At 59.0% G+C, this 26,288-nt stretch carries 24 protein-coding genes; all 24 read left to right on the forward strand.

Features of this window, described 5'->3' with window-relative positions; all coding sequences use genetic code 11:
- Positions 1–10 precede the first annotated feature (10 nt).
- The 24 genes from PSH79_RS07810 (at position 11) to fliI (ending at position 26,285) form a co-directional block, all read left to right on the forward strand.
- The gene (locus tag PSH79_RS07810) at positions 11–748 is read left to right on the forward strand and encodes a cephalosporin hydroxylase family protein (protein ID WP_305442021.1); all 738 of its coding nucleotides are present in this window, start codon (positions 11–13) and stop codon (positions 746–748) included.
- Positions 749–800: 52 nt separating this feature from the next.
- Entirely contained in the window at positions 801–3,734 is a 2,934-nt protein-coding gene (locus tag PSH79_RS07815; RefSeq protein WP_305442022.1) for a TIGR00180 family glycosyltransferase, read from the forward strand.
- 31 nt (positions 3,735–3,765) lie between these two features.
- Positions 3,766–4,767 carry a UDP-N-acetylglucosamine 4,6-dehydratase (inverting) gene (pseB, locus tag PSH79_RS07820; RefSeq protein ID WP_305442024.1) on the forward strand — a complete coding sequence of 334 codons (1,002 nt, stop codon included), beginning with the start codon at positions 3,766–3,768 and terminating at the stop codon, positions 4,765–4,767.
- Positions 4,764–5,921 carry a UDP-4-amino-4,6-dideoxy-N-acetyl-beta-L-altrosamine transaminase gene (gene pseC, locus PSH79_RS07825; protein ID WP_305442026.1) on the forward strand — a complete coding sequence of 386 codons (1,158 nt, stop codon included), beginning with the start codon at positions 4,764–4,766 and terminating at the stop codon, positions 5,919–5,921. The genes pseB and pseC overlap by 4 nt, the downstream gene beginning before the upstream one ends.
- Before the next feature lie 31 nt (positions 5,922–5,952).
- Entirely contained in the window at positions 5,953–6,573 is a 621-nt protein-coding gene (locus PSH79_RS07830; protein ID WP_305442028.1) for a pseudaminic acid biosynthesis-associated methylase, read from the forward strand.
- Entirely contained in the window at positions 6,570–7,265 is a 696-nt protein-coding gene (gene pseF, locus PSH79_RS07835; protein ID WP_305442029.1) for a pseudaminic acid cytidylyltransferase, read from the forward strand. Before PSH79_RS07830 ends, pseF begins: the two co-directional genes overlap by 4 nt.
- Entirely contained in the window at positions 7,262–8,764 is a 1,503-nt protein-coding gene (gene pseG / locus PSH79_RS07840; protein WP_305442030.1) for a UDP-2,4-diacetamido-2,4,6-trideoxy-beta-L-altropyranose hydrolase, read from the forward strand. The genes pseF and pseG overlap by 4 nt, the downstream gene beginning before the upstream one ends.
- Positions 8,761–9,813 (forward strand): pseudaminic acid synthase, encoded by a 1,053-nt coding sequence (pseI, locus tag PSH79_RS07845; RefSeq protein WP_305442032.1) that lies wholly within the window; start codon positions 8,761–8,763, stop codon positions 9,811–9,813. Before pseG ends, pseI begins: the two co-directional genes overlap by 4 nt.
- Positions 9,814–10,040: 227 nt before the next feature.
- Positions 10,041–10,967 (forward strand): ketoacyl-ACP synthase III, encoded by a 927-nt coding sequence (locus tag PSH79_RS07850; RefSeq protein ID WP_305442034.1) that lies wholly within the window; start codon positions 10,041–10,043, stop codon positions 10,965–10,967.
- A 79-nt stretch (positions 10,968–11,046) separates the two neighbouring features.
- Positions 11,047–12,339, forward strand: a complete 1,293-nt coding sequence (locus PSH79_RS07855; RefSeq protein WP_305442035.1) for a motility associated factor glycosyltransferase family protein — start codon at positions 11,047–11,049, stop codon at positions 12,337–12,339.
- Positions 12,336–12,599 carry a hypothetical protein gene (locus tag PSH79_RS07860; RefSeq protein WP_305442037.1) on the forward strand — a complete coding sequence of 88 codons (264 nt, stop codon included), beginning with the start codon at positions 12,336–12,338 and terminating at the stop codon, positions 12,597–12,599. The genes PSH79_RS07855 and PSH79_RS07860 overlap by 4 nt, the downstream gene beginning before the upstream one ends.
- A 252-nt stretch (positions 12,600–12,851) precedes the next feature.
- A complete protein-coding gene (locus PSH79_RS07865; RefSeq protein ID WP_305442039.1) occupies positions 12,852–13,703 on the forward strand; it encodes a flagellin domain-containing protein in 852 nt (283 codons plus the stop codon).
- A gap of 74 nt (positions 13,704–13,777) precedes the next feature.
- Entirely contained in the window at positions 13,778–14,143 is a 366-nt protein-coding gene (locus PSH79_RS07870; RefSeq protein ID WP_305442041.1) for a flagellar protein FlaG, read from the forward strand.
- A gap of 82 nt (positions 14,144–14,225) precedes the next feature.
- Positions 14,226–15,656, forward strand: a complete 1,431-nt coding sequence (gene fliD / locus PSH79_RS07875) for a flagellar filament capping protein FliD (protein ID WP_305442042.1) — start codon at positions 14,226–14,228, stop codon at positions 15,654–15,656.
- Between the two features lie 128 nt (positions 15,657–15,784).
- The gene (gene fliS / locus PSH79_RS07880; protein ID WP_187677373.1) at positions 15,785–16,180 is read left to right on the forward strand and encodes a flagellar export chaperone FliS; all 396 of its coding nucleotides are present in this window, start codon (positions 15,785–15,787) and stop codon (positions 16,178–16,180) included.
- Between the two features lie 10 nt (positions 16,181–16,190).
- A complete protein-coding gene (locus PSH79_RS07885; RefSeq protein WP_305442044.1) occupies positions 16,191–16,487 on the forward strand; it encodes a flagellar protein FliT in 297 nt (98 codons plus the stop codon).
- A gap of 172 nt (positions 16,488–16,659) precedes the next feature.
- Positions 16,660–18,135 (forward strand): sigma-54 dependent transcriptional regulator, encoded by a 1,476-nt coding sequence (locus PSH79_RS07890; protein WP_187677375.1) that lies wholly within the window; start codon positions 16,660–16,662, stop codon positions 18,133–18,135.
- Between the two features lie 128 nt (positions 18,136–18,263).
- Complete coding sequence (locus tag PSH79_RS07895) at positions 18,264–19,457, forward strand: PAS domain-containing sensor histidine kinase (protein ID WP_370872653.1); 1,194 nt, start codon at positions 18,264–18,266, stop codon at positions 19,455–19,457.
- Positions 19,458–19,462: 5 nt separating this feature from the next.
- Positions 19,463–20,854 (forward strand): sigma-54 dependent transcriptional regulator, encoded by a 1,392-nt coding sequence (locus PSH79_RS07900; protein WP_305442049.1) that lies wholly within the window; start codon positions 19,463–19,465, stop codon positions 20,852–20,854.
- Between the two features lie 127 nt (positions 20,855–20,981).
- A complete protein-coding gene (fliE, locus tag PSH79_RS07905) occupies positions 20,982–21,311 on the forward strand; it encodes a flagellar hook-basal body complex protein FliE (RefSeq protein WP_166222438.1) in 330 nt (109 codons plus the stop codon).
- Between the two features lie 15 nt (positions 21,312–21,326).
- Positions 21,327–23,114, forward strand: coding sequence for a flagellar basal-body MS-ring/collar protein FliF (fliF, locus tag PSH79_RS07910; protein ID WP_305442051.1), 1,788 nt, complete (start codon positions 21,327–21,329; stop codon positions 23,112–23,114).
- Positions 23,107–24,126: a flagellar motor switch protein FliG gene (fliG, locus tag PSH79_RS07915; protein WP_095191139.1), complete on the forward strand. Its 1,020-nt coding sequence runs from the start codon at positions 23,107–23,109 to the stop codon at positions 24,124–24,126. The genes fliF and fliG overlap by 8 nt, the downstream gene beginning before the upstream one ends.
- A gap of 4 nt (positions 24,127–24,130) precedes the next feature.
- On the forward strand, positions 24,131–24,937 hold the full coding sequence (fliH, locus tag PSH79_RS07920; RefSeq protein ID WP_305442052.1) for a flagellar assembly protein FliH: 807 nt from the start codon (positions 24,131–24,133) through the stop codon (positions 24,935–24,937).
- Complete coding sequence (fliI, locus tag PSH79_RS07925) at positions 24,927–26,285, forward strand: flagellar protein export ATPase FliI (RefSeq protein WP_187677380.1); 1,359 nt, start codon at positions 24,927–24,929, stop codon at positions 26,283–26,285. Before fliH ends, fliI begins: the two co-directional genes overlap by 11 nt.
- Positions 26,286–26,288 lie beyond the last annotated feature (3 nt).

Genomic DNA, 26,288 nt, shown 5'->3' on the forward strand with positions numbered 1-26,288 from the left:
GATTTTGACCATGACCGACAACAGCATTAACCAAGCCTTTGAAGCCGAATGCCGCGAGCAGATCGCCCAGCAAGGTGACGACCAGAAACTCACTGGCCTGGCCCGTGATTTCTTCAACGAATCGGCCAGACACAAGTACAGCTACCACTTCTCGTGGATGGGTCGTCCGATCATTCAGTTGCCGCAAGACATGATGGCGATGCAGGAGATCATCTGGCAGGTCAAACCGGATCTGGTTATCGAGTGCGGTATCGCCCACGGCGGGTCGATCATCTACTACGCCTCCCTGCTGGAGCTGCAAGGCCACGGCGAAGTGCTGGGCATCGACCTCGATATTCGCCCGCACAACCGTGAAGCGATCGAAAGCCATCCGATGGCCAAGCGCATCAAGATGATCGAAGGTTCGAGCATCGACGCGGCCATCGCCGCTCAAGTGCAGGCTGCAGCCGCCGGCAAGAAAGTCATTCTGGTGCTCGACTCCAACCACACTCACGATCACGTGCTCGAAGAGCTGCGTCTCTACGCACCGCTGGTGTCGGTCGACAGCTACTGCGTGGTCATGGACACCGTGGTTGAAGACATGCCGGCCGATTTCTTCCCGGACCGTCCATGGGGCCCGGGCGATAACCCGAAAACCGCGGTATGGAAATACCTGGAAGAGAACAAGGATTTCGAGATTGACCAACAGTTGCAAAACAAACTGCTGATCACCGTGGCGCCGGACGGCTATCTGCGTCGCGTTCGTTAATCAAAAACAGTTTCAGGCATCAGGCGTCTGGCCGGTTGTGGGGATAGGAAAAATGCAGGTTCAAAGCAGCACTCAAACCAACACGACACCGCTGAACGAGCTGTTCACGGTGGTGGTGATCACCCACAACCGCAATGCGTTTCTGCGTCGTACATTGCAGTACTACAGCAGCTACGCGGCCAAGGTGCTGGTGCTGGATTCGACAGTGCAGGGCGATGATCGCATCGCTGTCGATTTTCCGTCGGTGGACTATCGTCATTTGCCGCAGTACTCCTACAAAGGCCTGCAGGAAAAGCTCAGTTGGGGCGTGCAGCAGGTGACTACGCCGTACATGGTGTTTGCGGCCGACGATGATTTCCTGATCCATGACGCACTGACGGCCTCGGTGGATTTCCTCCAGGCCAATCCTGACTACGGCCTGTGCCACGGCTACGGGTTCATGTACCTGACCCGTGCCAGCGAAGTGACCTATTACCGTCGCGACAAGCTTGTTCAGGAAGACTATGACTCGGCACAGCCGGAAACCCGTGTCATGGAATTCATGGGGCAGTTCCTGCCGCCGTTCTATGCGGTGACCCGAACCGATCTGCTGAAGCAGTGGTATAGCTTGCTGCCAGCGGGCACCAGTTTCGAATGGCAGGAAATCGGTCACACGTTTTATCTGTTGGCGTGCGCCAAGGCGCGGGTTCTGCCGATTGCTTTTGCGGTGCGCGAAGCCAACTACGGCAGCTCTGATCACAACACCAACGTGTTGACGGTCCTGAGTTGGCAAGACGCGAAAACCGTAGCCGAGCGCGAGCGTTTTGCCGAGTTTCTGGCGTCGATCCCTACCGCTTTCAGTGGTCAGGATCCGGCCGCGATCAAGCAGATTGCCCTGAACAGTTTTGCCGAAATGGCTGACTGCCTGCTCAAGGGGCGTTCGCTGTCCGGTGCAGCGATTTTCCGCTCGGCGTGGATTGAACCGGGTCAGGAGCCGGTGCGCTCATTCGCGCCTGAGCAATTTGTCGAGATGCCGTTCTACAACAAGCCGGTTTTCGACTTGTTGACCGAGTACGAATTCCTGCTGCACGCCATGCCTGCCGGGCGCTTGCAATTGCAGGAGCTGGAAGGTGTGTTGCTGCGTCAGCACGAATTGATGCGTGTTCATCCCAATGACGATGAACGGACGATTCGTGCGCGTCTATGGGAAGCGCTGACACTGAACATGTTCAATCGCGAGGTAGTCGAACGCCTGGCCGAGTCCATGCTTGCCAGTGAAGAGCCTGAAGAAGGGGTGAAGCTACAAGCCTGGCTGGAGCGTTTGAATTCGGTACCGGGGCAACAGGAGCGCAAGCTTTTCGAAAACATGCCGACCGGGCGGCTGCTGCAATGGCTCGAAGCGCGCGATCCCGAGCCTGCGCAACTGCCAGCAATCACCCGGCACCTGACCAGCCATGCCGGCGGTCCGCAAATGGGCATTCTCCTGCTGGATCTGGACGCCGACATGGTCAAGCTGCAGACGACCTTCGACAGCCTGGTTGGCGGCCATTGCAAGGCGTTCAAACTGGTTGTACTCACCACCGGGGAGTTGCCAGCGACCACGACCGTGCGCGATACCGTGCATTTCGTCAAAGTGACCACGACCAACTACGTCGAGCGGATCAATCAACTGCTGCCTCAGCTCGGTAGCGACTGGATCATGCTCGCCGAGGCGGGGGTCCAGTTCACTGCCAGCGGTCTGCTGCGTGCAAGCCTTGAGCTACTGGGGGCCGAAGGTGTGCGCGCCGTGGCGATGGATGAAATCCAGCGCCAGCCGGGCGGTGCGCTGGCGGATGTGTTCCGTCCGGGGGTCAACTTCGACCTGCTGCAAACCGTGCCGTCGATGATGGCGCGACACTGGTTGTTCCAGCGCGATGTGTTGGTTCAGGCCAAAGGCTTCGCCGCCGAGTACAGCGATGCGCTGGAGTTCGACCTTTTGCTGCGCTTGATCGAAGACGGCGGGCTGGCTGGCCTTGCTCATCTGGCGGAGCCGTTGCTGATCTGCGACGCACCGCCTGCTGAAGAAAACGCTCATGAGCGTCAGACCCTGACACGTCATCTAGCCAAGCGCGGATACCGCGGCCAAGTGGGTTCGACGTTGCCCCGAACCTGGCAAATCGACTATCAGCACAGCGAACGGCCGCTGGTGTCGATCATTCTGCGTAGTGAGGACAACCTCGAAGCGTTGCAGTCGGCGCTGGTCAGCCTGCTGCAACGAACCCGCTATCAGCGCCACGAAATCCTCATTGTCGACAACCATAGCCAGTCTGCGGAACTGGCTGAATGGCTGGGCAATCTGGAGGGCAAGGGTGAGCGAGTTCGGGTGCTGCGCAGCAGCGAGCGGTTGAGCGAATCGGCGTTGTACAACCTCGCAGGCGCTGAAGCCAAAGGTGAATACCTGGTGCTGTTTTCCGCGCACGCCGAAGTGGTCAATGCCAACTGGCTTGATGCACTGCTCAATCAGGCGCAACGGCCCGAAGTCGGGATCGTCGGAGCGAAATTGCAGGATGCACGTGGCGTCACCACTCAGGGTGGCTTGATTCTGGGGCTCAACGATCTGCTTGGCGCGGCGTACGTCGGTGAGAAAAAAGACGCTCCGGGCTACCTGTTCGGCCATCAGGTCGAACAGAACTATTCGGCGGTGTCCGGCGCCTGTCTGATGATTCGCAAAGCACTGTTCGAAGCACTCGGTGGTCTGGATGTAGAACATTTCGACACGGCGTTCGCCGACATTGATCTGTGTCTGAAAGCAGCCGATGCCGGTTACCTGACGGTCTGGTGCCCACAAGCGCAAATACAGCATCCGGGCGTGCTCCCCGAAGCGCCGCAACTGGCTGCCGCGCTACGTGACAAGTGGCAGGCTCGCTTCGCTCAAGACACGGCTTACAACCAGAACCTTTCCCTGACCGGCAAGGGCTTTACTCTCGGCGCAGCGTCCAGTGTTAACTGGGCGCAGTTGCTCGCCTGACGCCTTGTGCACAGGAAACAGGACTCTAGACATGTTCAACGGTAAATCGATTTTCATCTCCGGCGGCACTGGCTCGTTCGGGCGTAATTTCATTCGTCGCCTGTTGGAGCAATACCAACCCAAGCGCGTGGTGGTGTTCTCCCGCGATGAGCTCAAGCAGTACGAAATGCAGCAGACGTTCAACGCGCCGTGCATGCGCTATTTTCTTGGCGATGTGCGCGACGCCGATCGTTTGCGTCAGGCCATGCGCGGCATCGATTACGTGGTTCACGCCGCCGCGCTCAAACAAGTGCCGGCAGCGGAATACAACCCGACCGAGTGCATTCGTACCAACGTCAACGGCGCTGAAAACATCATCGCCGCCGCCATCGATAACGGCGTGAAGAAAGTTGTCGCGCTGTCCACCGACAAGGCTGCCAGCCCGATCAACCTGTACGGCGCGACCAAGTTGCTGTCGGACAAACTGTTTGTCGCCGCCAATAACATTGCTGGCGAGCAGCAAACCCGTTTTGCCGTGGTGCGTTATGGCAACGTCGCCGGTTCCCGAGGTTCGGTGGTGCCGTTCTTCAGCAAGCTGATCGCCGACGGAGCCACCGAGCTGCCGATCACCGACGAGCGCATGACGCGTTTCTGGATCACCCTCGATCACGGTGTGCAGTTCGTGCTCGACAGCTTTGCACGCATGCACGGCGGTGAAGTGTTTGTGCCGAAGATCCCGTCGATCCGCGTTGTCGATCTGGCCCGGGGCATGGCCGAGCATCTGCCACATAAAAACGTCGGCATCCGTCCGGGAGAAAAACTCCATGAGCTGATGGTGCCGCTGGACGATGCGCGGATGACCCTTGAATTCGAGGATCACTACACCATCCAGCCATCGATTCGCTTCACCAGCGTCGATGTCGATTTTGCCGTGGACAAGCTCGGCGAGCGCGGTCAGCCGGTGAGTGAGGACTTCGAATACCGCTCCGACACCAACCCGCAGTTCCTCTCGGTGGGACAGATCGCCGACCTGCACGCGAAGCTCTCGGCATGATTCCCTACGGCCGCCAGAGCCTCGATCAGGCTGACATCGATGCGGTGGTCGAGGTATTGCAGTCGGATTGGCTGACCCAGGGGCCGACCATCGAGCGTTTCGAGCAGGCGATGGCCGAACGTTGTCAGGCGAATTATGCGGTTGCGGTGTGCAACGCCACCGCAGCGCTGCACATTGCCTGTCTGGCGGCCGGACTTGGCCCGGGCGACCGCCTGTGGACGACGCCGAACACCTTTCTGGCGTCGGCCAACTGCGGTCGTTACTGCGGCGCCGACGTTGATTTTGTCGATATCGATCCGCTGACCTGGAACCTCGATGCTGAAGTCCTGGCCGGCAAGCTCGACGCTGCCGAGCGCGATGGTGCACTGCCCAAAGTGCTTGTAGCGGTGGCGTTTTCCGGGCAGAGCTGCGATATGCGCAGAATTGCCCAACTGGCCGAGCGCTACAACTTCACGGTGATCGAAGACGCCTCTCATGCGGTCGGTGCGTCCTATGCGGGGCGGCCGGTCGGGTGCGGCGAATTCGCCGCGATGACCGTGTTCAGCTTCCACCCGGTGAAGATCATCACCAGTGCCGAGGGCGGCATGGTCTTGACCAATCGCCCGGAACTGGCCGAGCGCTTGCAACGCCTGCGCAGCCACGGCATGACCCGCGATCCGCAGCAGATGACTGAAGCCAGCCACGGCCCGTGGTATTACCAGCAAGTGGAACTGGGCTTCAATTATCGGATCACCGACTTGCAAGCCGCGCTCGGTTTGTCGCAACTGAACAAACTGGACGGTTTCATCGCCCGTCGACGCGAGCTGGCGGCACGTTACGCGAATTTGCTGACATATTTGCCTGTGACCTTGCCGAGCGCCCAACCGCTCGCTGAATCCGCCTGGCATCTGTATGTGATCCGCTTGCAGACCGATCGGATCAATCTCAGCCACCGCCAGGTCTTCGAAGGCTTGCGCGCGGCCGGAGTCGGGGTGAATCTGCACTATATTCCACTGCATTTGCAGCCGTACTATCGCGACCTGGGTTTCGCCGAGGGAGACTTCCCCGAAGCCGAGCGCTATTACGCCGAAGCGATCAGCCTGCCGCTGTTTCCTTTGCTGAGCGATCAGCAGCAGGACTATGTGGTCGAGCAATTGCGACGGTTGACTGAGTGAACACCGCTGTGGCGGTGGATGGGAAATGGCAATGCGCAATCTGAGTGAACAGGAACAATTCTGGCAGGGTGACTTCGGCAACGAGTACGTTGCGCGCAACGTCGGGCAATCGCTGGTGGCGGCCAATCTGGCGTTGTTTGCCAAGGCGCTGGCAAGAACGGGGCGGATCGACAGCCTGTTGGAACTCGGTACCAATGTCGGGAACAACTTGCAGGCATTGCATCAACTGTTGCCGCAATGCGAGTTGTCCGGCGTCGAGATCAACGCCAATGCCTGTGCACAGGCCAGAGCACTGGACATCGCAAAGATCTGGCACGGTTCGCTGTTCGACTTTCCCTACGAACGCTCCTACGATCTGACGCTGAGCAAAGGCGTGTTGATTCATCTTGCCCCGGAACTGTTGCCGAAGGCCTACGCGCAGCTGTATGAGCTCAGCCAGCGCTATATCCTGATCGCGGAGTACTACAATCCGGCGCCGGTGGAAGTGTCCTATCGCGGCAACAGCGGCAAACTGTTCAAACGCGATTTCGCCGGTGAAATGCTCGATCGCTACGCTGATCTGCACCTTCTGGATTACGGCTTCGTGTATCACCGTGACCGGCAATTTCCTGCTGACGACGTCACCTGGTTCCTTCTGGAAAAACGCCCTTGAGCAACGTTGCAATCATCCCGGCCCGCGGGGGCAGCAAACGCATCCCGCGCAAGAATCTTGCGCCGTTTGATGGCGTGCCGATGATCGTCCGTTCGATCCGCACGGCGCTGGACTCGGGATTGTTCGAGCGGGTGGTGGTCAGTACGGACGACGAAGAGATTGCCCAAGTGGCGCGGGCGCATGGCGCTGACGTGCCGTTCTTGCGTCCGGCCGAACTTGCCGACGATTTCACCGGTACCGCCGCAGTAATCGTGCATGCATTGCAGCAGTTGCCGTACTTCGATTACGCCTGTTGCGTGTATGCGACCGCGCCGCTGTTGCAGGCGCGGTATCTGCGTCAGGGCTTTGAATTACTGGAGCAGCATGCGGACAAATCCTTTGCCTTCTCCGTCACCGGTTTCGGTTTCCCGATCCAGCGCGCGCTGACCCTGGACGGGCAGGGTGCGCTGACGGCGTTGTCCCCGGAGTTTCGCAACACCCGCTCGCAGGATCTGCCCGAAGCGTTCCAGGACGCTGGCCAGTTCTACTGGGGACGCAGCGAGGCGTGGTTGCGCGGTGACGTGCTGTTTTCGCCGGCCAGTCTGCCGGTGATTCTGCCGCGGCATCTGGTGCAGGACATCGATACGCCAGAGGACTGGAAACGCGCCGAATATCTGTACGCCGCGCTCAAGGCTGGCGGAGAGCTTTCATGAGAGTGTTGATCCGTGCGGACGCGTCGCCGACCATCGGCAGCGGCCACATTGCCCGTTGCCTGACGCTGGCCCGGGTGTTGCGCAAGCAGGGCAGTCACGTCGCATTTGCCTGTCGGCGCTTGCCAGGGCATCGGCTTGATGCGTTGCAGGCAGAAGGTTTCGAGACGTTCGCATTACCCGAACGCTATGCCGAAGAAGATCCGCAGCAGGCGATCGAATCGATGCTGCCGTGGCAGGCGGACATTGAGGCACTGGATGTATCGCTCGACGGCCATGAAGGGTTCGACTGGATCATTGCCGACCACTATGGCCTCGATCATCACTGGCAAACGGCGGCCCGGCGTTGGGCGTCACGGATTGCAGCGGTGGATGATCTGGCCACTCGGCGCTACAGCGTTGACCTGCTGCTCAATCAGAATTTGTCCGGCCTCAGTGAGAATTATGCGCCGCTGTTGCCTGACGGTTGTCGCACATTGCTCGGTCCGCGCTTTGCCATGCTGCGCGAGGAGTTCATTTGCCCAGCCATCGAGGTCAAGTCCAAGGCTCGGCGGGTATTGGTGAATTTCGGCGGTTTCGACGCGGCGATGCAGACTCATCACGCGATGCTGGCGCTGGCGGATTTTCCCGAGTTGGAAGTGGATTTCGTCGCCGGTGCCGATAATCCGGCATGGGCGCAGATGCAGGCCTTGGCCGAGACGCGGCCGAATTGGCGATTGCACAGTTTTGTCAGCGATTTCCATCAACGCATGACCGAGGCTGATCTGTTTATCGGCGCCGGCGGTGGCACCAGTTGGGAGCGCGCCGCTTTGGGGTTGCCAACGATCTGCATTGCCGTGTCGAACAACCAGCAGGCCAACGGCGAAGTCATGGCGGCAGCGGGCGCGCATGTATTCATGGGCGCCCGTGAGCAGGTCAGCGTCGAGCAACTGCGTCAGGCAATCGGCTTGGTCGTCAACAATGTCTATCTGCGCCAAAGCCTGGCCGAGCGTTCGCGACAATTGGTCGATGGGCGAGGCGCGCTGCGGGTGGCGGCGGCATTGGCTGGCGCGGTGCTTAAAGTGCGCCCGGCGATACTGGACGACGCGCAGTTGCTGTTGGACGGGCGTAATGCCGAGGCGGTGCGCCGCTGGTCACTGGATGCTGGCGTTATCGAATACAAGCAGCACCTGGACTGGCTCAGTGCGAGCCTGCGCAATCCTCAGCGGCTGTTGTTGATCGCTGAAGCCGATGACGGCCCGGTTGGCGTTCTGCGCTATGACTTGCATGGCTTTGACGCGGAGGTCTCGCTGTATCTGCTGCAAGGGCGCTTTGGCCTGGGCTGGGGCGGTGCACTGCTGGCGCGGGGCGAAGCGTTCGCCGCTGCGCATTGGCCGCAAATGAGCGCAATCACCGCTCAAGTGTTGCCGGCCAATCAAGCTTCATTGAATGTTTTTCGCGACGCCGGGTTCACCCAAAGTGCCTGCGTGTTCACCCGTGTTTTGAAGGATCGCCGCACATGAGCAGTTTCAAGATTGGCAATCGTCTGATTGGTGCCGACGCGCCACCGTTCATCATTGCCGAGATGAGCGGTAACCATAACCAGTCGCTGGACGTTGCCCTGCAAATTGTCGAGGCGGCAGCCAAGGCCGGTGCGCACGCGTTGAAGCTGCAAACCTACACGGCCGAAACCATGACCCTGGATCTGGCCGAAGGCGAGTTCTTCATCAAGGATCCGGGCAGTCTGTGGGCGGGCACCTCTCTCTACGATTTGTATGAAAAGGCTCATACGCCGTGGGAGTGGCATGCGCCGATCTTTGCCCGCGCGAAAGAGCTGGGGATGCTCGCGTTCTCGACACCGTTCGATGACACCGCCGTGGATTTTCTCGAAAGCCTGGATGTGCCGGCCTACAAGATTGCCAGTTTCGAAAACACCGATTTGCCGCTGATCCGCCGTGTCGCTGCTACCGGCAAGCCGCTGATCATTTCCACTGGCATGGCCAGCATCGCAGAGCTGGATGAAACCGTGCGCGCTGCCCGCGAGGCCGGCTGCAAGGATCTGGTGTTGCTCAAGTGCACCAGCACTTATCCGGCGACACCGCTTAACAGCAACGTACGCACGATCCCGCATCTGCGTGAGCTGTTTGGTTGCGAGGTCGGGCTGTCTGACCATTCGATGGGTGTCGGCGTGTCGGTGGCGGCCGTGGCGCTCGGTGCGACGGTGGTGGAAAAACACTTCACCCTCGACCGTTCGGCGGGGGGGGTGGACGCCAGTTTCTCGCTCGAACCTGCGGAAATGGCCAGTCTGGTGCTCGAGACCGAGCGCGCCTGGCAAGCCATGGGCCAGGTGCAATACGGTCCCACCGAGGCCGAGCGCAAGTCGCTGGTCTACCGCCGCTCGCTTTACGTCACCGCTGACATGGCCGCCGGTGAGCCGTTCAGCACTGCCAATCTGCGTGCCATTCGCCCCGGTCTCGGTCTGTCGCCCAAGCACACCGAGGCGGTTCTCGGACGCCACGCTCGCGCCCCGATCAAACGCGGTACGCCGCTGGATTGGTCGTTGGTCGAATAACCCGATCTACAACCGATTCGGCAAAATAGCGTGACCTGCGAGTCATAACGCGCATCTTCACTGTATTGTATTGATCGGGGAGATGGCGCCTGGCCCTTTATTGGTTCCAGTGATAGCCCTTTGCGTTCCCCCTTGGTTGCCCGTTGTGGCAGCCATTTTCTGTTTGTCGGCGCCCCTCGAATCCTTGCGAGCGGTGGTTTTGGGCTGTTTTTTATTGGGAAGCCGTAATGATTGGCATAAAAAGCATTGCGAGCTACGTTCCTGTAGCCGGCGTGGACAATTACGCACAAGGTGCAAAATTCGAGAAGGATGAAGAATTCATCCTTGGCAAGATCGGCTCGGCTTTCCTGCCGCGCAAAGACGCTGAACAAGAAACCTCCGATCTGTGCGTGGAAGCGGCCAATGCGCTGTTTGCCAACAACCCTGAGTTGAAACGTGAGTCGATCGACGCGCTGATCGTCGTCACTCAGAACGGTGACGAGGAAGGCCTGCCGCACACTGCCGCGATCGTGCAGGACAAACTCGGTCTGCCGACCAATGTCGCGGCGTTCGATATTTCCTTGGGCTGCTCCGGTTACGTCTACGGCATCTATGCGATCAAGGGCTTCATGGAAGCCGCAGGCCTGAAGAACGGCTTGCTGATCACCGCTGACCCTTATTCGAAGATCGTCGACCCGGAAGATCGCAACACCACCATGCTCTTCGGCGATGCCGCCACCGCCACCTGGATGGGGGAAGATCCGACCTGGGCGTTGGGTAAAGCCAAATTCGGCACTGATGGTTCCGGCGCTCCGCACCTTAAGGTCAGCAATGGTGTGTTCTTCATGAACGGTCGTCAGGTGTTCAACTTCGCGCTGCTCAAAGTCCCGGCGCATCTGCATGAGTTGCTCGATGATTCCGGCCTCAAGGCTGACGACATCGATGCGTTCTGCATTCACCAGGGCAGTGCGGCGATTGTCGATGCCGTGGCGCGGCGCTTCGAAGGCGAGCCGGAGAAGTTCATCAAGGACATGGTCGAGACCGGCAATACCGTGTCGTCGAGTGTTCCGTTGCTGCTGGAAAAACACGTGCTCGATTCTGACTGGAGTCGCGTCGCGATCAGTGGCTTTGGCGTTGGTTTGTCCTGGGGTTCGGCGATTATCTACCGTCCCTGAACAATAAAGCGCGGCACAAAAAAGCGCTCAAGGTGTAACCTTGAGCGCTATTTTTTTGCCCGAATTTTCACGAGGCGCCATGAGCGAGTTTTTTCAATCCAACACCCAGATCATCGAAAATCGCTGGCCAGCTGTGGCTGCGCGTCTGTTGAGTGAAGACTCGAGCTCGTTGCAGGCCGATCTGGTGGAAGGACTGGGATCGACCTTGAGCATCAATGGCATTCAGTTGACCAGTCGGCATGACCGTATGCGTGAAGCGCAAGTGCAGGCCGCAAGCCTGGCAGCCGACAGCCCGGTCATGCATGTCTACGGTGCCGGGTTGGGCGATCTGCAACACCAGTTGCTGCTGCGTCCGTCACTCGCGCAATTGCACGTGCACATTCTCAATGGCGCCGTGTTTTTTCTGGTGCTGCAACTGCTTGATCAAACACCGTGGCTCGGCGATTCACGCGTCCAGTTGCACTACGCCGGTGATCGCGAAGAAATCTGCCTGCCGTTCTTTGCCATGCCGTCCGAGCTGGTGCTGGCAGACGACTACAATGCGAAAATCCGCGACCGACTGATCAGCGAGACGCACCTTGCGTTCAACAATCGCGAGTTCGATCCGCACGCCGCGCACATTGTTGAACGCTTACATGCCAGTCAGACGCTGATGCACGTCGATGAGGATGTCGCCGAGCTGTTTGGCACGTGCGCGGGCATGCCGGTGTTTGTGATTGCGACGGGGCCGAGCCTGGAACTGCACTTCCAGCGTTTGCGGGCGATCCGCGAGCAACAGCCACGACCACTGTTTATCTGTGTCGACACCGCGTATAGACCGTTGCTGGAACAGGGGATTCGCCCCGACATCGTGGTTACGATAGATCAGCGCATTACCGAGCGCCACTTGCCGCCGGCCGGCACGAGCGCCATTCGTCTGGTGTATATGCCCATGGTCGATCCGTCAGTGTTGAGTGCCTGGCAAGGCCCGCGCTATGTAGCCTATTCACCTAGCCCGATCTATCAGGCATTGCGCCAGCAATTCCCCAGAGGTGAATTGCATGGGGGCGGCAGTGTGATCCATCCGGCAGTGGATCTGGCGGTGAAAATGGGTGCCGGGGAAATCACCCTGTTCGGTGCCGACTTTGCCTTCCCGGGCGACAAGACCCATGCCGGCTGGAGTGACGGTGAACTGGGGCCACAACTCGGTGCGGCGAAACACTGGGTGCTCGATGGCCACGGCCAACGCATCAAGACTCAACTCAACTTCCGTAGCTATCTGTGCGAACTGGAGCGCTTTATCGCCGGGCATCCCCAGGTGCGCTTTTACAACAGCAGTCGGGCCGGGGCGATCATTGCCGGGACCGCCTTTCATCCGGAGTTGGCGCTATGAGTGCAATGTTTGTCGAGCAGGCACAGCGGTGTGCGACGTTGTTCCGGCTGGGGCGTGACGTTGAGGCAGGGTTGGCGATGATTGATCTGGCCGCTGCGCTGCAACCATCCTTCGATCAAGCGGATGCGGATAATCAACACCAATGGCTGCAGGTTCTCAGTCTGATGCTGGAATGTCAGGAGGCGCAAAACTGGCTGGCACTGGCGGACTACCTCGAATACGAATTGACTCAACTGATCACGGACAGCCTGTCCGTTTAGACAATTTCTCCCCACTCGTCGGTTCTGGCTCCCGATCTTGAGCTTCCGGCGTATTCCTGACGCCATTTTTTCGTTTGCCGACGGCCGCCAAGTCCTTGATTTACGAGGGGTGGCCGTCTGATGGCAAATTTTTTCGAAAATCCCCTAAAGCAAGTTCCAATCCCGACGATAACTATTACGAAGGTTCTCTAGGCCATACCCGGCGGTTGCCAGGGCCGGAAGCCGCAGTACCCAACCAACGAGGAATTCGTCATGGCTTTAACAGTAAACACTAACGTCACATCGTTGAACGTTCAGAAAAACCTGAACCGTGCTTCCGACGCTCTGTCGACTTCGATGACTCGCCTGTCTTCCGGCCTGAAAATCAACAGCGCTAAAGACGACGCCGCCGGCCTGCAAATCGCTACCCGTATGACTTCGCAGATCCGTGGTCAGACCATGGCGATCAAAAACGCCAACGACGGTATCTCGATCGCTCAGACCGCTGAAGGCGCGATGCAAGAATCGACCAACATTCTGCAGCGTATGCGTGAACTGGCTGTTCAAGCACGAAACGACTCGAACGGCACCGACGACCGTGCTGCTCTGAACAAAGAATTCGCGACCATGTCGGACGAGCTGACTCGTATCGCCAAGTCGACCAACCTGAACGGCAAAAACCTGATCGACGGTACTGCTGGCACCATGACCTTCCAGGTTGGTTCCAACACTGGCGCTACCAACCAGATCACCATCACTCTGAACAGCGGCTTCGACGCTGCAACTCTGAGCGTTGGTTCGGCTACCATCGCTGTTACCGGTACCGACAGCACCACTGCTGAAGCAAGCACCAAAGCTGCAATCGACGCAATCGACGCTGCACTGAAAACCATCAACACCAGCCGTGCGGACCTCGGTGCTGCTCAGAACCGTCTGACCAGCACTATCTCCAACCTGCAGAACATCAACGAAAACGCCAGTGCTGCACTGGGTCGCGTACAAGATACCGACTTCGCTGCTGAAACTGCACAGCTGACCAAGCAACAAACTCTGCAACAAGCTTCGACCGCAGTTCTGGCTCAGGCCAACCAACTGCCATCCGCTGTACTGAAACTGCTTCAGTAATAGCTGATGAGTTTTGGCGGGGGAGTGCGCTTGTCGCGCTCTCTCGCTTTTTACTTTTTTAAGAGGTGATGGACATGGATATGAGCGCCAAGCTGAACTTGTCTTATCCTGCGGCCAAGCAGGCGACGACTGTTGCCGACAAGCCTGCGGAAAAGCCTCGCCCGGTGGTTGCCCCGGTAGCTATCGTCAAGGATGAAAGCAAAAGCGATCAGACCGAGCAGCAAAAACTGAAGATGGCCGTTCAGGAAATCGAAAAGTTTGTGCAGTCGGTCAAGCGCAATCTGGAGTTCTCGATCGATGAGCCTTCAGGCAAAGTAGTGGTCAAAGTGATTGCCAGCGAATCCGGTGAGGTGATCCGTCAGATCCCCAACGAAGAAGTGCTGAAACTGGCAAACAGTTTGAATGATGCAAGCAGCCTGTTGTTCAGCGCTAAAGTCTGACAGCTGGCACGAATTTTGTTGCTATGTTCTTTTGGGCGTTGTAGTGGTCAAAAGACCGGCGACACACTGAAGGGAGTTCCACATGGCAAGTCCAATTCTACCGGGCACGGGTTTAGGCTCCGGCCTTGATACCGGTGCTATCGTCAAAGCTCTGGTAAACGCTGACAAAGCGGCCAAGCAAGGTCAGATCGACCGTGGGACTGCGACCAACACCGCGAGCATTTCCGGTATCGGTACCTTGAAGTCGTTGATGACGGCTTTCACCCAGACCTTGACGGACCTGGGCAGTCTTTCCAATCCGCAGTTTCCGGGTTTTGCTGCGACCTCTTCTGATCCAAAGATCCTCGGCGCCACTGCCGGCAACACGGCGGTCAATGGTAACTACGTTGTGACCGTCGGCAAGCTGGCCACCTCCTCGAAGGTTGCCAGTGCCGCGTTTGCAGGTGGTAATACCAGTCCGATTACGGCTGGCACGCTGACCATCAAGCAGGGTACCGGCACATACAACCTCGACATCAAGGCTGGGGCGACACTGCAATCGGTGCGCGACTCGATCAACGGTGACGACAAGCTCAAGAGTGCAGGCATCAGTGCCAACATCGTCACTGACTCCTTTGGTTCGCGTCTGGTGCTGGGTTCGACTACCACGGGTGCGGGTTCCGACATTTCCGTCAGCGGAATTTCCGAACTGGCCATCGATGGCAGTACCGTGATTGGCACCAGCGGCTCGCCGATGACGGCGACTTCCGCGGGTTCCATTGGTGCTCTGGCGATCGATGCCGAATTCACCATCGATGGCATGGCCCTGACCAGCAAGAGCAATACCGTCGACAAGGCTGTTTCCGGCCTGACCTTGAATCTGGTAGCGACTGGTACCTCCACGGTCACCGTCGCCAGCAACAACGATGGCTTGAAGGCTTCCATTCAGAAGTTCGTTGATGCCTACAATGCTCTGGCCAACGGCATCACTGCGCTGACCAAGCCTTCCCTGGACGATGATGGCAAACCGACCGTTGCGGCGGCGCTGACTGGCGATGCGTTGCCGCGCTCGATCCTGTCAGCCATCCGCGAGCCCCTGTCGCAAACCGGTTCGGGCGACAAGCTGACCGTTCTGGCGCAACTGGGCATTACCACCGATCAGAAAACCGGCGCGCTCACTTTTGACAGCACCAAGTTCACCGCTGCCATGAATGACAAGAAGCTGGGTGGCGAAGTCCAGAAGATGTTCGTTGGCGAGCTGGGTTCTGACAACGGTTTGCTCAAGCGCATGCAAAAAGCGATTACGCCGTTCTCCACTACTGGCGGGATTCTGGATCAGCGCACCACCAGTCTGAACAAGACCAAGACTAAACTGACCAATGATCAGGCTGCGCTCGATCGTCGTATCGAAACCCTGACCGCTGTACTGACCAAAAAGTACAACGACATGGACACCCTTGTCGGCAAGCTGAAGGCCACCGCCAGCAACATCACTTCGATGTTCGAGGCGTTGACCGCTCAACAGAAAGGCTAAGGCCTGAAACGCCAAAAGCCCGGCAGCGTTTTTCTACGCTCCGGGCTTTTTGTATTTCAATCTAAAGTTTTTTGACGCATCGTCGATACCCTTGATATGCGTCCCATAGAAATTTGATGAGGTAGAACATGAATCCGATGTTAGCCCTTCGCCAATACCAGAAGATTGGCGCTCAGGCGCAGACTTCCGAAGCCAGTCCGCACCGTCTGGTACAGATGCTGATGGAAGGTGGTCTGGATCGTATTGCCCAGGCCAAAGGTGCCATGGAGCGCAAGGACATCCCGAACAAGGGCATCCTGATCGGCAAAGCCATCGGCATCATCGGTGGTCTGCTTGAAGGGCTTGATCTGGATAACCGGTCGGAGCAGGTTGGCGAGTTGGCCAACCTCTATGAATACATGATGAAGCGTCTGACCGAAGCCAACGCCAAGACCGATCCAAAGATCCTCGACGAAGTCGCTGACCTGCTGCGCACGGTCAAGGACGGCTGGGATGCCATCGGCACGCCGGCTCCACAGTTTTAAGGAGATCACCATGAGTCTTGTATTGCAGCGAATCGAAGAAACCCGCGAGGCTCTGGTCGGTGCTCTGGCCGAGCGCAACTGGGAAGCTATTGGCGAGCTGGATCTGGCTTGCCGTTCCTGCATGGAAGACGTCTTGAGTGAAGCTTCGGTGGACGAGGCCGCGTTGCGCGATAACCTTGAGGAGTTGCTCGGGGTTTACAAACAGCTGCTCGAGGCGGCGACGGGTGAGCGGCAGGCGATAGCCAACGAGATGTCGCAGATCACCCAAGCGCAGAACGCGGCAAAGGTTTACCATCTGTTTGGTTAATTAACCTCCAGTTAATCCAGATATGTGCGCCATAAATTTGACTGTGCACGGTTTTTTGACTTAACTAGTGGCTGATTTCAGATTTCAGGCGTCTACAGGCACATGGTGTCCTGCAAGCGTCTCGCTTGCCCCATTTTTCGGGCATTGAGTTGACTAGGGAAGTTGCTATTGCATGTGGCGTGAAACCAAAATTCTGCTGATCGATGACGATAGCGTCCGCCGCCGCGACCTGGCGGTGATCTTAAATTTTCTCGGCGAAGAAAATTTACCCTGCGGAAGCCATGACTGGCAGCAGGCAGTCGGCTCTTTGTCGTCTAGTCGTGAGGTCATTTGCGTACTGATCGGGACGGTCAATGCTCCTGGTGCGCTTTTGGGCTTGTTAAAGACACTCTCAACCTGGGATGAGTTCCTTCCGGTTTTGCTGATGGGCGATAATTCTTCCGTTGACTTGCCTGAAGACCAGCGTCGCCGAGTGCTTTCGACCCTCGAAATGCCACCCAGCTACAGCAAATTGCTCGACTCCTTGCACCGTGCCCAGGTGTATCGCGAGATGTATGACCAGGCCCGTGAGCGCGGCCGTCATCGTGAACCCAACCTGTTCCGCAGCCTCGTCGGCACCAGCCGGGCGATCCAGCACGTGCGCCAGATGATGCAGCAAGTGGCCGACACAGACGCCAGCGTGCTGATCCTCGGCGAGTCCGGCACCGGCAAGGAAGTGGTTGCGCGCAACCTGCATTACCACTCCAAGCGCCGCGACGCGCCGTTCGTGCCCGTGAACTGCGGGGCGATCCCGGCAGAGCTGCTCGAGAGCGAGCTGTTCGGTCACGAGAAAGGCGCCTTCACTGGCGCGATCACCAGCCGTGCCGGGCGTTTCGAACTGGCCAACGGCGGTACGTTGTTCCTCGACGAAATCGGCGACATGCCGCTGCCGATGCAGGTCAAGCTGCTGCGCGTGCTGCAAGAACGTACCTTTGAGCGTGTGGGCAGCAACAAGACCCAAAGTGTCGACGTGCGCATCATCGCTGCGACTCACAAGAATCTCGAAAGCATGATCGAGATCGGCACTTTCCGCGAAGACCTTTACTATCGCCTGAACGTTTTCCCGATCGAGATGGCGCCGCTGCGTGAGCGCGTCGAAGACATCCCGCTGCTGATGAACGAACTGATCTCGCGCATGGAACACGAAAAGCGCGGTTCGATCCGTTTCAACTCGGCTGCAATCATGTCGCTGTGCCGTCACGGCTGGCCGGGCAACGTCCGCGAACTGGCCAACCTGGTGGAGCGCATGGCGATCATGCATCCGTACGGGGTGATCGGCGTGGTCGAGCTGCCGAAGAAATTCCGCTACGTCGACGATGAAGACGAGCAGTTGGTCGACAGCCTGCGCAGTGATCTGGAAGAGCGCGTGGCAATCAACGGCCATACGCCGGACTTCACCGCCAACGCCATGCTTCCGCCTGAAGGCCTGGATCTCAAGGACTACCTCGGTGGTCTGGAGCAGGGCCTGATTCAGCAGGCGCTGGACGATGCCAATGGCATCGTGGCGCGTGCGGCCGAGCGCTTGCGCATTCGCCGTACCACGCTGGTGGAGAAGATGCGCAAGTACGGCATGAGCCGGCGCGATGGTGATGAACAGGCGGATGATTGACGCCTGTTTTTCAACCTCCTCATTTATAAGCAGTTTTTTTTAGGCACGGGTATTGCTACATCCCTCGCAACGTTCCGTTTAACTGACGGTCAGCCAAGCGAGAAAGCACAATGCCCCAAGTCGCCCAAATGTCTTCTGTCTCCAGTCCCGAGGGGCAGCCGTCCTCCGTAGAGCAGGTCAGCCGACAGGGTCTTGAGCAGGCATTCGCGCTGTTCAGCCAGATGTCCAGTCAGTTGACTGACTCCTACAGCATGCTTGAAGCGCGGGTGACCGAGCTCAAGGGTGAGCTGGCGGTGGTCAGTGCTCAGCGCATGCAGGAACTGGCGGAAAAAGAGCGTCTGGCCAACCGTCTGCAAAACCTCCTTGATCTGTTGCCCGGTGGCGTCATCGTGATCGATGGTCACGGCATTGTGGTCGAAGCCAACCCGGCGGCCATCGAGTTGCTCGGTTTGCCACTTGAGGGTGAGCTGTGGCGCCATGTCATCGCTCGCTGCTTCGCCCCGCGTGAAGACGACGGTCACGAAATCTCTCTGAAAAACGGTCGGCGTCTGTCGATTGCCACCCGCTCGCTGGATGCCGAGCCGGGGCAATTGGTGCTGCTCAACGACCTGACCGAAACCCGTCATCTACAGGATCAACTGGCGCGCCACGAACGCCTGTCTTCGTTGGGGCGGATGGTCGCCTCGCTGGCTCATCAGATCCGCACGCCGTTATCCGCCGCGTTGCTCTACGCCAGCCATTTGACTGAGCAGGAACTGCCGGTCGCCACCCAGCAGCGGTTCGCTGGCCGCCTCAAGGAGCGCCTGCATGAGTTGGAGCATCAGGTGCGCGACATGTTGGTTTTTGCCCGTGGTGAATTGCCACTGACCGACCGCCTCACGCCTAACGCCTTGATGCAGTCGCTGCAAGCGGCCGCATTGACCCATGTACAGGATTTGCCCATCCGCTGGCAGTGCGACAGTCATGTCGGCGAGTTGCTGTGCAATCGTGACACGCTGGTCGGCGCACTTTTGAACCTGATCGAAAACGCCATTCAGGCCAGCGCCGGCGATGTGCGCCTGAAAGTGCATTGCTACACCCGCGATAACACCCTGCGTTTGTGCGTCAGCGATACCGGTAGCGGGATTGAGCCGGCGGTGCTGGCGCGACTCGGCGAGCCATTTTTTACCACTAAAGTTACCGGCACGGGGCTGGGCCTGACCGTGGTCAAGGCTGTTGCTCGTGCGCATCAGGGAGAATTGCTACTGCGTTCGCGAGTCGGGCGCGGTACGTGCGCGCAGGTGATCCTGCCGCTGTTTTCCGCTGCACAGGGAGCAGAGTGAAAGACATGGGCATCAAGGTTTTGCTGGTCGAGGATGACCGTTCGTTGCGTGAAGCGCTGGCCGATACGCTGCTGTTGGCGGGCCACGATTATCACGCGGTCGGCAGCGCCGAAGAGGCGTTGACGGCGGTAGCGCGCGAAGCGTTCAGTCTGGTGGTCAGCGACGTCAATATGCCGGGTATGGATGGTCACCAATTGCTTGCGCTGCTTCGTGCCCGGCAGCCGCAGTTGCCAGTGTTGCTGATGACTGCGCATGGCGCCGTCGAGCGTGCCGTCGATGCGATGCGCCAGGGAGCGGCGGACTATCTGGTCAAACCGTTCGAGCCCAAGGCGCTGCTCGATCTGGTGTCTCGACATGCTCTCGGCAGTCTGGGTGCGAGTGACGCCGAAGGCCCGATTGCGGTCGAGCCGGCCAGTGCTCAATTGCTTGAGCTGGCGGCGCGGGTCGCACGCAGTGATTCCACCGTGCTGATCTCTGGGGAGTCCGGTACCGGCAAAGAAGTGCTGGCGCGCTATATCCACCAGCAATCCCATCGTGCCAATCAGCCGTTTATCGCGATCAACTGTGCCGCGATCCCGGACAACATGCTCGAGGCGACGCTGTTCGGCCACGAAAAGGGCTCCTTCACTGGCGCCATTGCGGCGCAGGCCGGCAAGTTCGAACAGGCCGACGGCGGCACCATCCTGCTCGACGAAATTTCCGAAATGCCCCTTGGCCTGCAAGCCAAACTGCTGCGTGTGCTGCAGGAGCGCGAAGTCGAGCGGGTCGGCGCGCGCAAGCCGATCACCCTGGATATCCGAGTGGTCGCGACCACCAACCGCGATCTCGCCGGCGAAGTGGCAGCGGGTCGCTTTCGTGAAGATCTTTTTTACCGTCTGTCAGTTTTTCCGCTGGCATGGCGTCCACTTCGCGAGCGGACTGCCGATATCCTGCCGCTGGCCGAAAGGTTGCTGGCCAAGCACGTCAATAAAATGAAGCATGCTGCGGCGAAACTGTCGCCAGAGGCGCAGGCATGCCTGACGAGTTACCCATGGCCGGGCAATGTGCGTGAACTGGATAACGCGATTCAGCGTGCGCTGATTTTGCAGCAGGGCGGCTTGATCCAGCCGCAGGATTTCTGTCTGGCGGGCTGCGTGACGTTCGCTGCATTGCCAGTCAAGTCGCCGACGCCTGCGGTGAATCGTGAGGTGGAAATCGACGCTGATTCGGCCGGCGCATTGGGCGACGACCTGCGCCGCCGGGAGTTCCAGATGATCATCGACACCCTGCGCAGCGAGCGTGGCCGACGCAAGGAAGCGGCTGAAAAACTCGGAATCAGCCCGCGCACCCTGCGTTACAAGCTGGCGCAAATGCGCGATGCGGGCATGGACGTCGAAGGCTATTTGTTCGCCACCTGATTGCCGGTGCAATGCTTGAAAACGCTTTTCTGAAAAGGCTGCCCATGAGCTGGCACCCTTGTTGCTAATACCTGTGTACCCGCCGAGTGAGTGTCAAAAAATTGCGGGCCGCCCAAGAGAGTAGACCATGAGCCAAGGTATTGAATTTAATCGGTTGATGATGGACATGAAGGCCATGCAAATGGATGCCATGTCTGCGCCGAAATCGACTGCCGCTGTCCCTGAACTGGCGGGCAGCAGCTTTTCCGACATGCTCGGTCAGGCGATCAATAAAGTCAGCGATACCCAGCAGGCGTCGACTCAGTTGGCCAATGCATTCGAAGTGGGCAAGAGCGGCGTCGATCTGACGGACGTGATGATTTCCTCACAGAAAGCCAGCGTGTCGTTTCAGGCTCTGACCCAGGTGCGCAACAAACTGGTTCAGGCTTATCAAGACATCATGCAGATGCCGGTATAAGGACGAGATTGAGTCATGGCAGAAGCAGTCGCCGATAACGTTCCGGCCAAGGCCACCCCGATAGACGGCAAACCGCCGCTGTTCGGCCTGTCCTTCCTGGAAAACCTCTCCGAGATGACCGTGCTGCGTCAGGTGGGCCTGTTGGTCGGCCTGGCTGCGAGCGTGGCGATTGGCTTTGCCGTGGTGCTGTGGTCGCAGCAGGCGGATTACCGTCCGTTGTACGGCAGCCTGGCCGGCATGGACGCCAAGCAGGTCATGGATACCCTGGCCTCCGCCGACATTCCCTACACCGTTGAACCGAACTCAGGCGCCTTGCTGGTCAAGGCCGATGACCTGTCCCGTGCGCGCCTCAAGCTCGCGGCCGCTGGTGTCACTCCCAGCGATGGCAACATCGGTTTTGAAATCCTCGACAAGGAACAAGGTCTGGGCACCAGCCAGTTCATGGAAGCGACCCGTTATCGTCGCGGCCTCGAAGGTGAACTGGCACGCACCATTTCCAGCCTGAACAACGTCAAGGGGGCCCGTGTGCACCTGGCGATTCCGAAGAGTTCGGTGTTCGTGCGCGATGAACGCAAGCCAAGCGCTTCGGTGCTGGTCGAGTTGTACTCCGGTCGTTCGCTGGAGCCGGGTCAAGTAGTTGCCATCATCAACCTGGTGGCGACTTCCGTTCCCGAACTGAGCAAATCGCAGATCACCGTCGTCGACCAGAAGGGCAACCTGCTCTCTGATCAGGCGGAAAACTCCGAAATGACCATGGCCGGCAAACAGTTCGATTACAGCCGCCGCATGGAAAGCATGCTCACCCAGCGTGTGCACAACATTCTGCAACCGGTACTGGGTAACGATCGCTACAAGGCTGAAGTCTCGGCCGATGTCGATTTCAGTGCCGTCGAGTCCACTGCCGAGCAGTTCAACCCGGATCAACCGGCGTTGCGCAGCGAGCAGTCGGTCAACGAACAACGTACCGCCAGCAATGGCCCGCAAGGTGTGCCGGGTGCCCTGAGCAATCAGCCACCGTCACCAGCCTCGGCGCCGCAAACCACCGGGGGGGCTCAAGCCGCTGCCGGCATGATCCAGCCAGGTCAGCCATTGGTTGACGCCAACGGCCAGCAGATCATGGACCCGGCCACCGGTCAGCCGATGCTCGCGCCGTACCCGGCAGACAAGCGTCAACAATCCACCAAGAACTTCGAACTTGATCGTTCCATCAGCCACACCAAGCAGCAGCAGGGTCGCCTGAATCGTCTGTCGGTGTCGGTGGTGGTCGATGATCAGGTCAAAGTCAACGCGGCTAATGGTGAAACTACCCGCGCGCCGTGGACCGCCGACGAATTGGCGCGCTTCACTCGCCTGGTGCAGGACGCCGTTGGTTTCGATGCCAGCCGTGGTGACAGTGTCAGCGTGATCAACATGCCGTTCTCCGCCGAGCGCGGTGAAGTGATTGCCGATATTCCGTTCTACTCCCAGCCATGGTTCTGGGACATCGTCAAACAGGTACTGGGTGTGTTGTTCATCCTGGTGCTGGTGTTTGGTGTGCTGCGTCCGGTGCTCAACAACATCACCGGCGGTGGCAAAGGCAAGGAGCTGGCCGGTCTCGGCAGCGACGTGGAACTCGGTGGCATGGGCGGCCTGGACGGCGAACTTTCCAACGACCGCGTGAGCCTCGGTGGTCCGCAGAGCATTCTGTTGCCGAGCCCGAGCGAGGGTTATGACGCGCAACTGAATGCAATCAAGAGTCTGGTGGCAGAAGACCCGGGTCGTGTGGCTCAGGTCGTGAAAGAGTGGATTAACGCAGATGAGTGATAACCGAGCCGCCGTCGCCAAACTGACCCGGGTTGATAAAGCCGCAATTCTGCTGCTGTCCCTGGGCTCGACCGATGCTGCGCAAGTGTTGCGCCACATGGGGCCGAAAGAGGTTCAGCGTGTAGGCGTGGCCATGGCGCAGATGGGTAACGTCCATCGCGAGCAGGTCGAACAGGTCATGAGCGAGTTCGTCGACATCGTCGGCGACCAGACCAGCCTGGGCGTCGGTTCCGACGACTACGTGCGCAAAATGCTCACCCAGGCGTTGGGTGAAGACAAGGCCAACGGCCTGATCGACCGCATCCTGCTCGGTGGCAACACCAGCGGCCTCGACAGCCTGAAATGGATGGAGCCGCGCGCCGTTGCCGACGTGATCCGTTATGAACACCCGCAGATCCAGGCCATCGTGGTTGCATACCTCGACCCGGATCAGGCCGGTGAAGTGCTCGGTAACTTCGACCACAAGGTGCGCCTGGACATCATCCTGCGCGTCTCGTCGTTGAACACCGTGCAGCCAGCGGCACTGAAGGAACTCAACCAGATTCTCGAGAAGCAGTTCTCTGGCAACTCGAATGCCTCGCGCACCACTTTGGGTGGCATCAAGCGTGCGGCGGACATCATGAACTTCCTCGACAGCTCGATCGAAGGCCAGCTCATGGACTCGATTCGCGAAGTCGACGAAGACCTGTCCGGTCAGATCGAAGACCTCATGTTCGTGTTCAACAACCTGGCCGATGTCGACGACCGCGGTATTCAGGCACTGTTGCGCGAAGTGTCTTCCGACGTGTTGGTGCTGGCCCTCAAGGGTTCGGACGAAGGCGTCAAAGAGAAGATCTTCAAGAACATGTCCAAACGTGCCGCCGAACTGTTGCGCGACGACCTCGAGGCCAAGGGCCCGGTACGGGTCAGCGACGTGGAAACTGCACAGAAAGAAATCCTCACCATCGCCCGTCGCATGGCCGAAGCCGGCGAGATCGTGCTCGGTGGCAAGGGCGGCGAGGAAATGATCTAAGCCCATGGATAAGCACGATGACGATGTGACGGATCTGATCCGTGCCCGCGATGTCCGTGGTTTCGAATCCTGGGCGCTGCCCAGCTTCGATCCGCCGAAACCGGAGCCCGAGCCGGAACCGGAGCCTGAACCGCCGGAAATGGAAGAAGTGCCGCTGGAAGAAGTCCAGCCACTGACCCTGGAAGAACTCGAAAGCATCCGTCAGGAGGCTTACAACGAGGGTTTCGCCGTAGGTGAAAAAGAAGGTTTTCACAGCGCCACGCTCAAGGTGCGCCAAGAGGCCGAAGTGGCTCTGGCGGCGAAACTCGCCAGCCTTGAGCAGTTGATGGGGCATTTGTTCGAGCCCATCGCCGAGCAAGACACACAAATTGAAAAGTCGCTGGTCGATCTCGTGCAACACATCACCAAACAGGTGATCAAGCGCGAGTTGGCCATCGACTCCAGCCAGATCGAACATGTCATGCGCGACGCCCTCAAGCTGTTGCCGCTGGGCGTCGACAATGTGCGTTTGTACGTCAATCCGCAGGACTTCGAACAGGCCAAAGCCCTGCGTGAACGTCATGAGGAAAGCTGGCGCATCGTCGAAGACGAGTCCTTGCTGCCGGGCGGTTGCCGGGTTGAAACTGCGCACAGCCGCATCGACGCGAGCATTGAAACCCGCGTCACTCAGGTCATGGACAAGCTGTTCGACCAGTTGCACGAACAGGCCCTGCACCCGGCTGCAGCGGATCTGAGTCTGGATATCCCCGAAGAATCCAAATCGGCCGCCATCCCTGACGAGCCGCTCGCGGACGAACCCGATGCGCCTTGAACGCACCAGCTTCGCCAAGCGCCTCAGCACCTATGCCGAAGCCACAGAAATGGCTGGCGCGCCGATTCTCGAAGGTCGCCTGCTGCGCATGGTCGGCCTCACTCTCGAAGCCGAAGGCCTGCGCGCAGCCATGGGTACGCGCTGCCTGGTGATCAACGACGACAGCTATCACCCCTCGCAGGTGGAAGCGGAAGTCATGGGCTTCTCGGGCAGTAAAGTCTTTCTGATGCCGGTCGGCAGCGTCGCCGGTATTGCCCCGGGCGCCCGCGTGGTGCCGTTGGCCGATACCGGTCGCCTGCCGATGGGCATGAGCATGCTCGGTCGTGTACTCGATGGCGCCGGTCGCGCGCTGGACGGCAAGGGCGGCATGAAAGCCGAAGACTGGGTGCCGATGGACGGCCCGACAATCAACCCGCTCAACCGTGATCCGATCAGCGTACCGCTGGACGTCGGCATCCGTTGCATCAACGGTTTGTTGACGGTCGGGCGTGGCCAGCGTCTCGGTCTGTTCGCCGGTACCGGTGTCGGTAAATCCGTGTTGCTGGGCATGATGACTCGCTTTACCGAGGCCGACATTATCGTCGTTGGTCTGATCGGTGAGCGGGGTCGAGAAGTTAAGGAATTCATCGAACACATCCTCGGTGAAGAAGGCCTTAAGCGTTCAGTGGTGGTGGCGTCCCCGGCGGACGATGCGCCGCTGATGCGTCTGCGCGCGGCGATGTACTGCACGCGCATTGCCGAGTATTTCCGCGACAAGGGCAAAAACGTCCTGTTGCTGATGGATTCGTTGACCCGTTTCGCCCAGGCCCAGCGGGAAATCGCTTTGGCCATCGGCGAACCACCGGCGACCAAGGGTTATCCGCCATCGGTGTTCGCCAAACTGCCGAAACTGGTGGAGCGCGCCGGTAATGCCGAGAAGGGCGGGGGTTCGATTACCGCGTTCTACACCGTGTTGTCCGAAGGCGATGATCAGCAGGACCCGATCGCCGACTCGGCGCGGGGTGTGCTCGATGGTCACATCGTGCTGTCGCGGCGTCTGGCCGAGGAAGGTCACTATCCGGCCATCGATATCGAAGCGTCGATCAGCCGGGTGATGCCGGCGGTGGTCGGCATCAAGCACATGAACCATGCGCAGATGTTCAAGCAGTACTGGTCGCGCTATCAGCAGAGTCGCGACCTGATCAGTGTCGGTGCTTATGTGGCCGGTGGTGACCGGGAAACCGACACCGCGATCCAGCTGCAACCGACGATGTCGATGTACCTGCGTCAGGGCTTGAACGACAACATCAACATGGGCGCCAGTGCAAATCAGCTGGCCTCGATCTTTGCTCCGGCTCCTGGCGGCTAACTC

This window comes from Pseudomonas sp. FP2196 (assembly GCF_030687715.1).
In the GTDB taxonomy this organism is placed as follows: domain Bacteria; phylum Pseudomonadota; class Gammaproteobacteria; order Pseudomonadales; family Pseudomonadaceae; genus Aquipseudomonas.

Excerpts from the sequence above, each read along its gene's own strand:
- PSH79_RS07810 (WP_305442021.1), top strand. The coding sequence starts at position 11 with ATGACCGACAACAGCATTAACCAAGCCTTTGAAGCCGAATGCCGCGAG.
- PSH79_RS07815 (WP_305442022.1), top strand. The coding sequence starts at position 801 with ATGCAGGTTCAAAGCAGCACTCAAACCAACACGACACCGCTGAACGAG.
- pseB (WP_305442024.1), top strand. The coding sequence starts at position 3,766 with ATGTTCAACGGTAAATCGATTTTCATCTCCGGCGGCACTGGCTCGTTC.
- pseC (WP_305442026.1), top strand. The coding sequence starts at position 4,764 with ATGATTCCCTACGGCCGCCAGAGCCTCGATCAGGCTGACATCGATGCG.
- PSH79_RS07830 (WP_305442028.1), top strand. The coding sequence starts at position 5,953 with ATGCGCAATCTGAGTGAACAGGAACAATTCTGGCAGGGTGACTTCGGC.
- pseG (WP_305442030.1), top strand. The coding sequence starts at position 7,262 with ATGAGAGTGTTGATCCGTGCGGACGCGTCGCCGACCATCGGCAGCGGC.
- pseI (WP_305442032.1), top strand. The coding sequence starts at position 8,761 with ATGAGCAGTTTCAAGATTGGCAATCGTCTGATTGGTGCCGACGCGCCA.
- PSH79_RS07850 (WP_305442034.1), top strand. The coding sequence starts at position 10,041 with ATGATTGGCATAAAAAGCATTGCGAGCTACGTTCCTGTAGCCGGCGTG.
- PSH79_RS07855 (WP_305442035.1), top strand. The coding sequence starts at position 11,047 with ATGAGCGAGTTTTTTCAATCCAACACCCAGATCATCGAAAATCGCTGG.
- PSH79_RS07860 (WP_305442037.1), top strand. The coding sequence starts at position 12,336 with ATGAGTGCAATGTTTGTCGAGCAGGCACAGCGGTGTGCGACGTTGTTC.
- PSH79_RS07865 (WP_305442039.1), top strand. The coding sequence starts at position 12,852 with ATGGCTTTAACAGTAAACACTAACGTCACATCGTTGAACGTTCAGAAA.
- PSH79_RS07870 (WP_305442041.1), top strand. The coding sequence starts at position 13,778 with ATGGATATGAGCGCCAAGCTGAACTTGTCTTATCCTGCGGCCAAGCAG.
- fliD (WP_305442042.1), top strand. The coding sequence starts at position 14,226 with ATGGCAAGTCCAATTCTACCGGGCACGGGTTTAGGCTCCGGCCTTGAT.
- fliS (WP_187677373.1), top strand. The coding sequence starts at position 15,785 with ATGAATCCGATGTTAGCCCTTCGCCAATACCAGAAGATTGGCGCTCAG.
- PSH79_RS07885 (WP_305442044.1), top strand. The coding sequence starts at position 16,191 with ATGAGTCTTGTATTGCAGCGAATCGAAGAAACCCGCGAGGCTCTGGTC.
- PSH79_RS07890 (WP_187677375.1), top strand. The coding sequence starts at position 16,660 with ATGTGGCGTGAAACCAAAATTCTGCTGATCGATGACGATAGCGTCCGC.
- PSH79_RS07895 (WP_370872653.1), top strand. The coding sequence starts at position 18,264 with ATGTCTTCTGTCTCCAGTCCCGAGGGGCAGCCGTCCTCCGTAGAGCAG.
- PSH79_RS07900 (WP_305442049.1), top strand. The coding sequence starts at position 19,463 with ATGGGCATCAAGGTTTTGCTGGTCGAGGATGACCGTTCGTTGCGTGAA.
- fliE (WP_166222438.1), top strand. The coding sequence starts at position 20,982 with ATGAGCCAAGGTATTGAATTTAATCGGTTGATGATGGACATGAAGGCC.
- fliF (WP_305442051.1), top strand. The coding sequence starts at position 21,327 with ATGGCAGAAGCAGTCGCCGATAACGTTCCGGCCAAGGCCACCCCGATA.
- fliG (WP_095191139.1), top strand. The coding sequence starts at position 23,107 with ATGAGTGATAACCGAGCCGCCGTCGCCAAACTGACCCGGGTTGATAAA.
- fliH (WP_305442052.1), top strand. The coding sequence starts at position 24,131 with ATGGATAAGCACGATGACGATGTGACGGATCTGATCCGTGCCCGCGAT.
- fliI (WP_187677380.1), top strand. The coding sequence starts at position 24,927 with ATGCGCCTTGAACGCACCAGCTTCGCCAAGCGCCTCAGCACCTATGCC.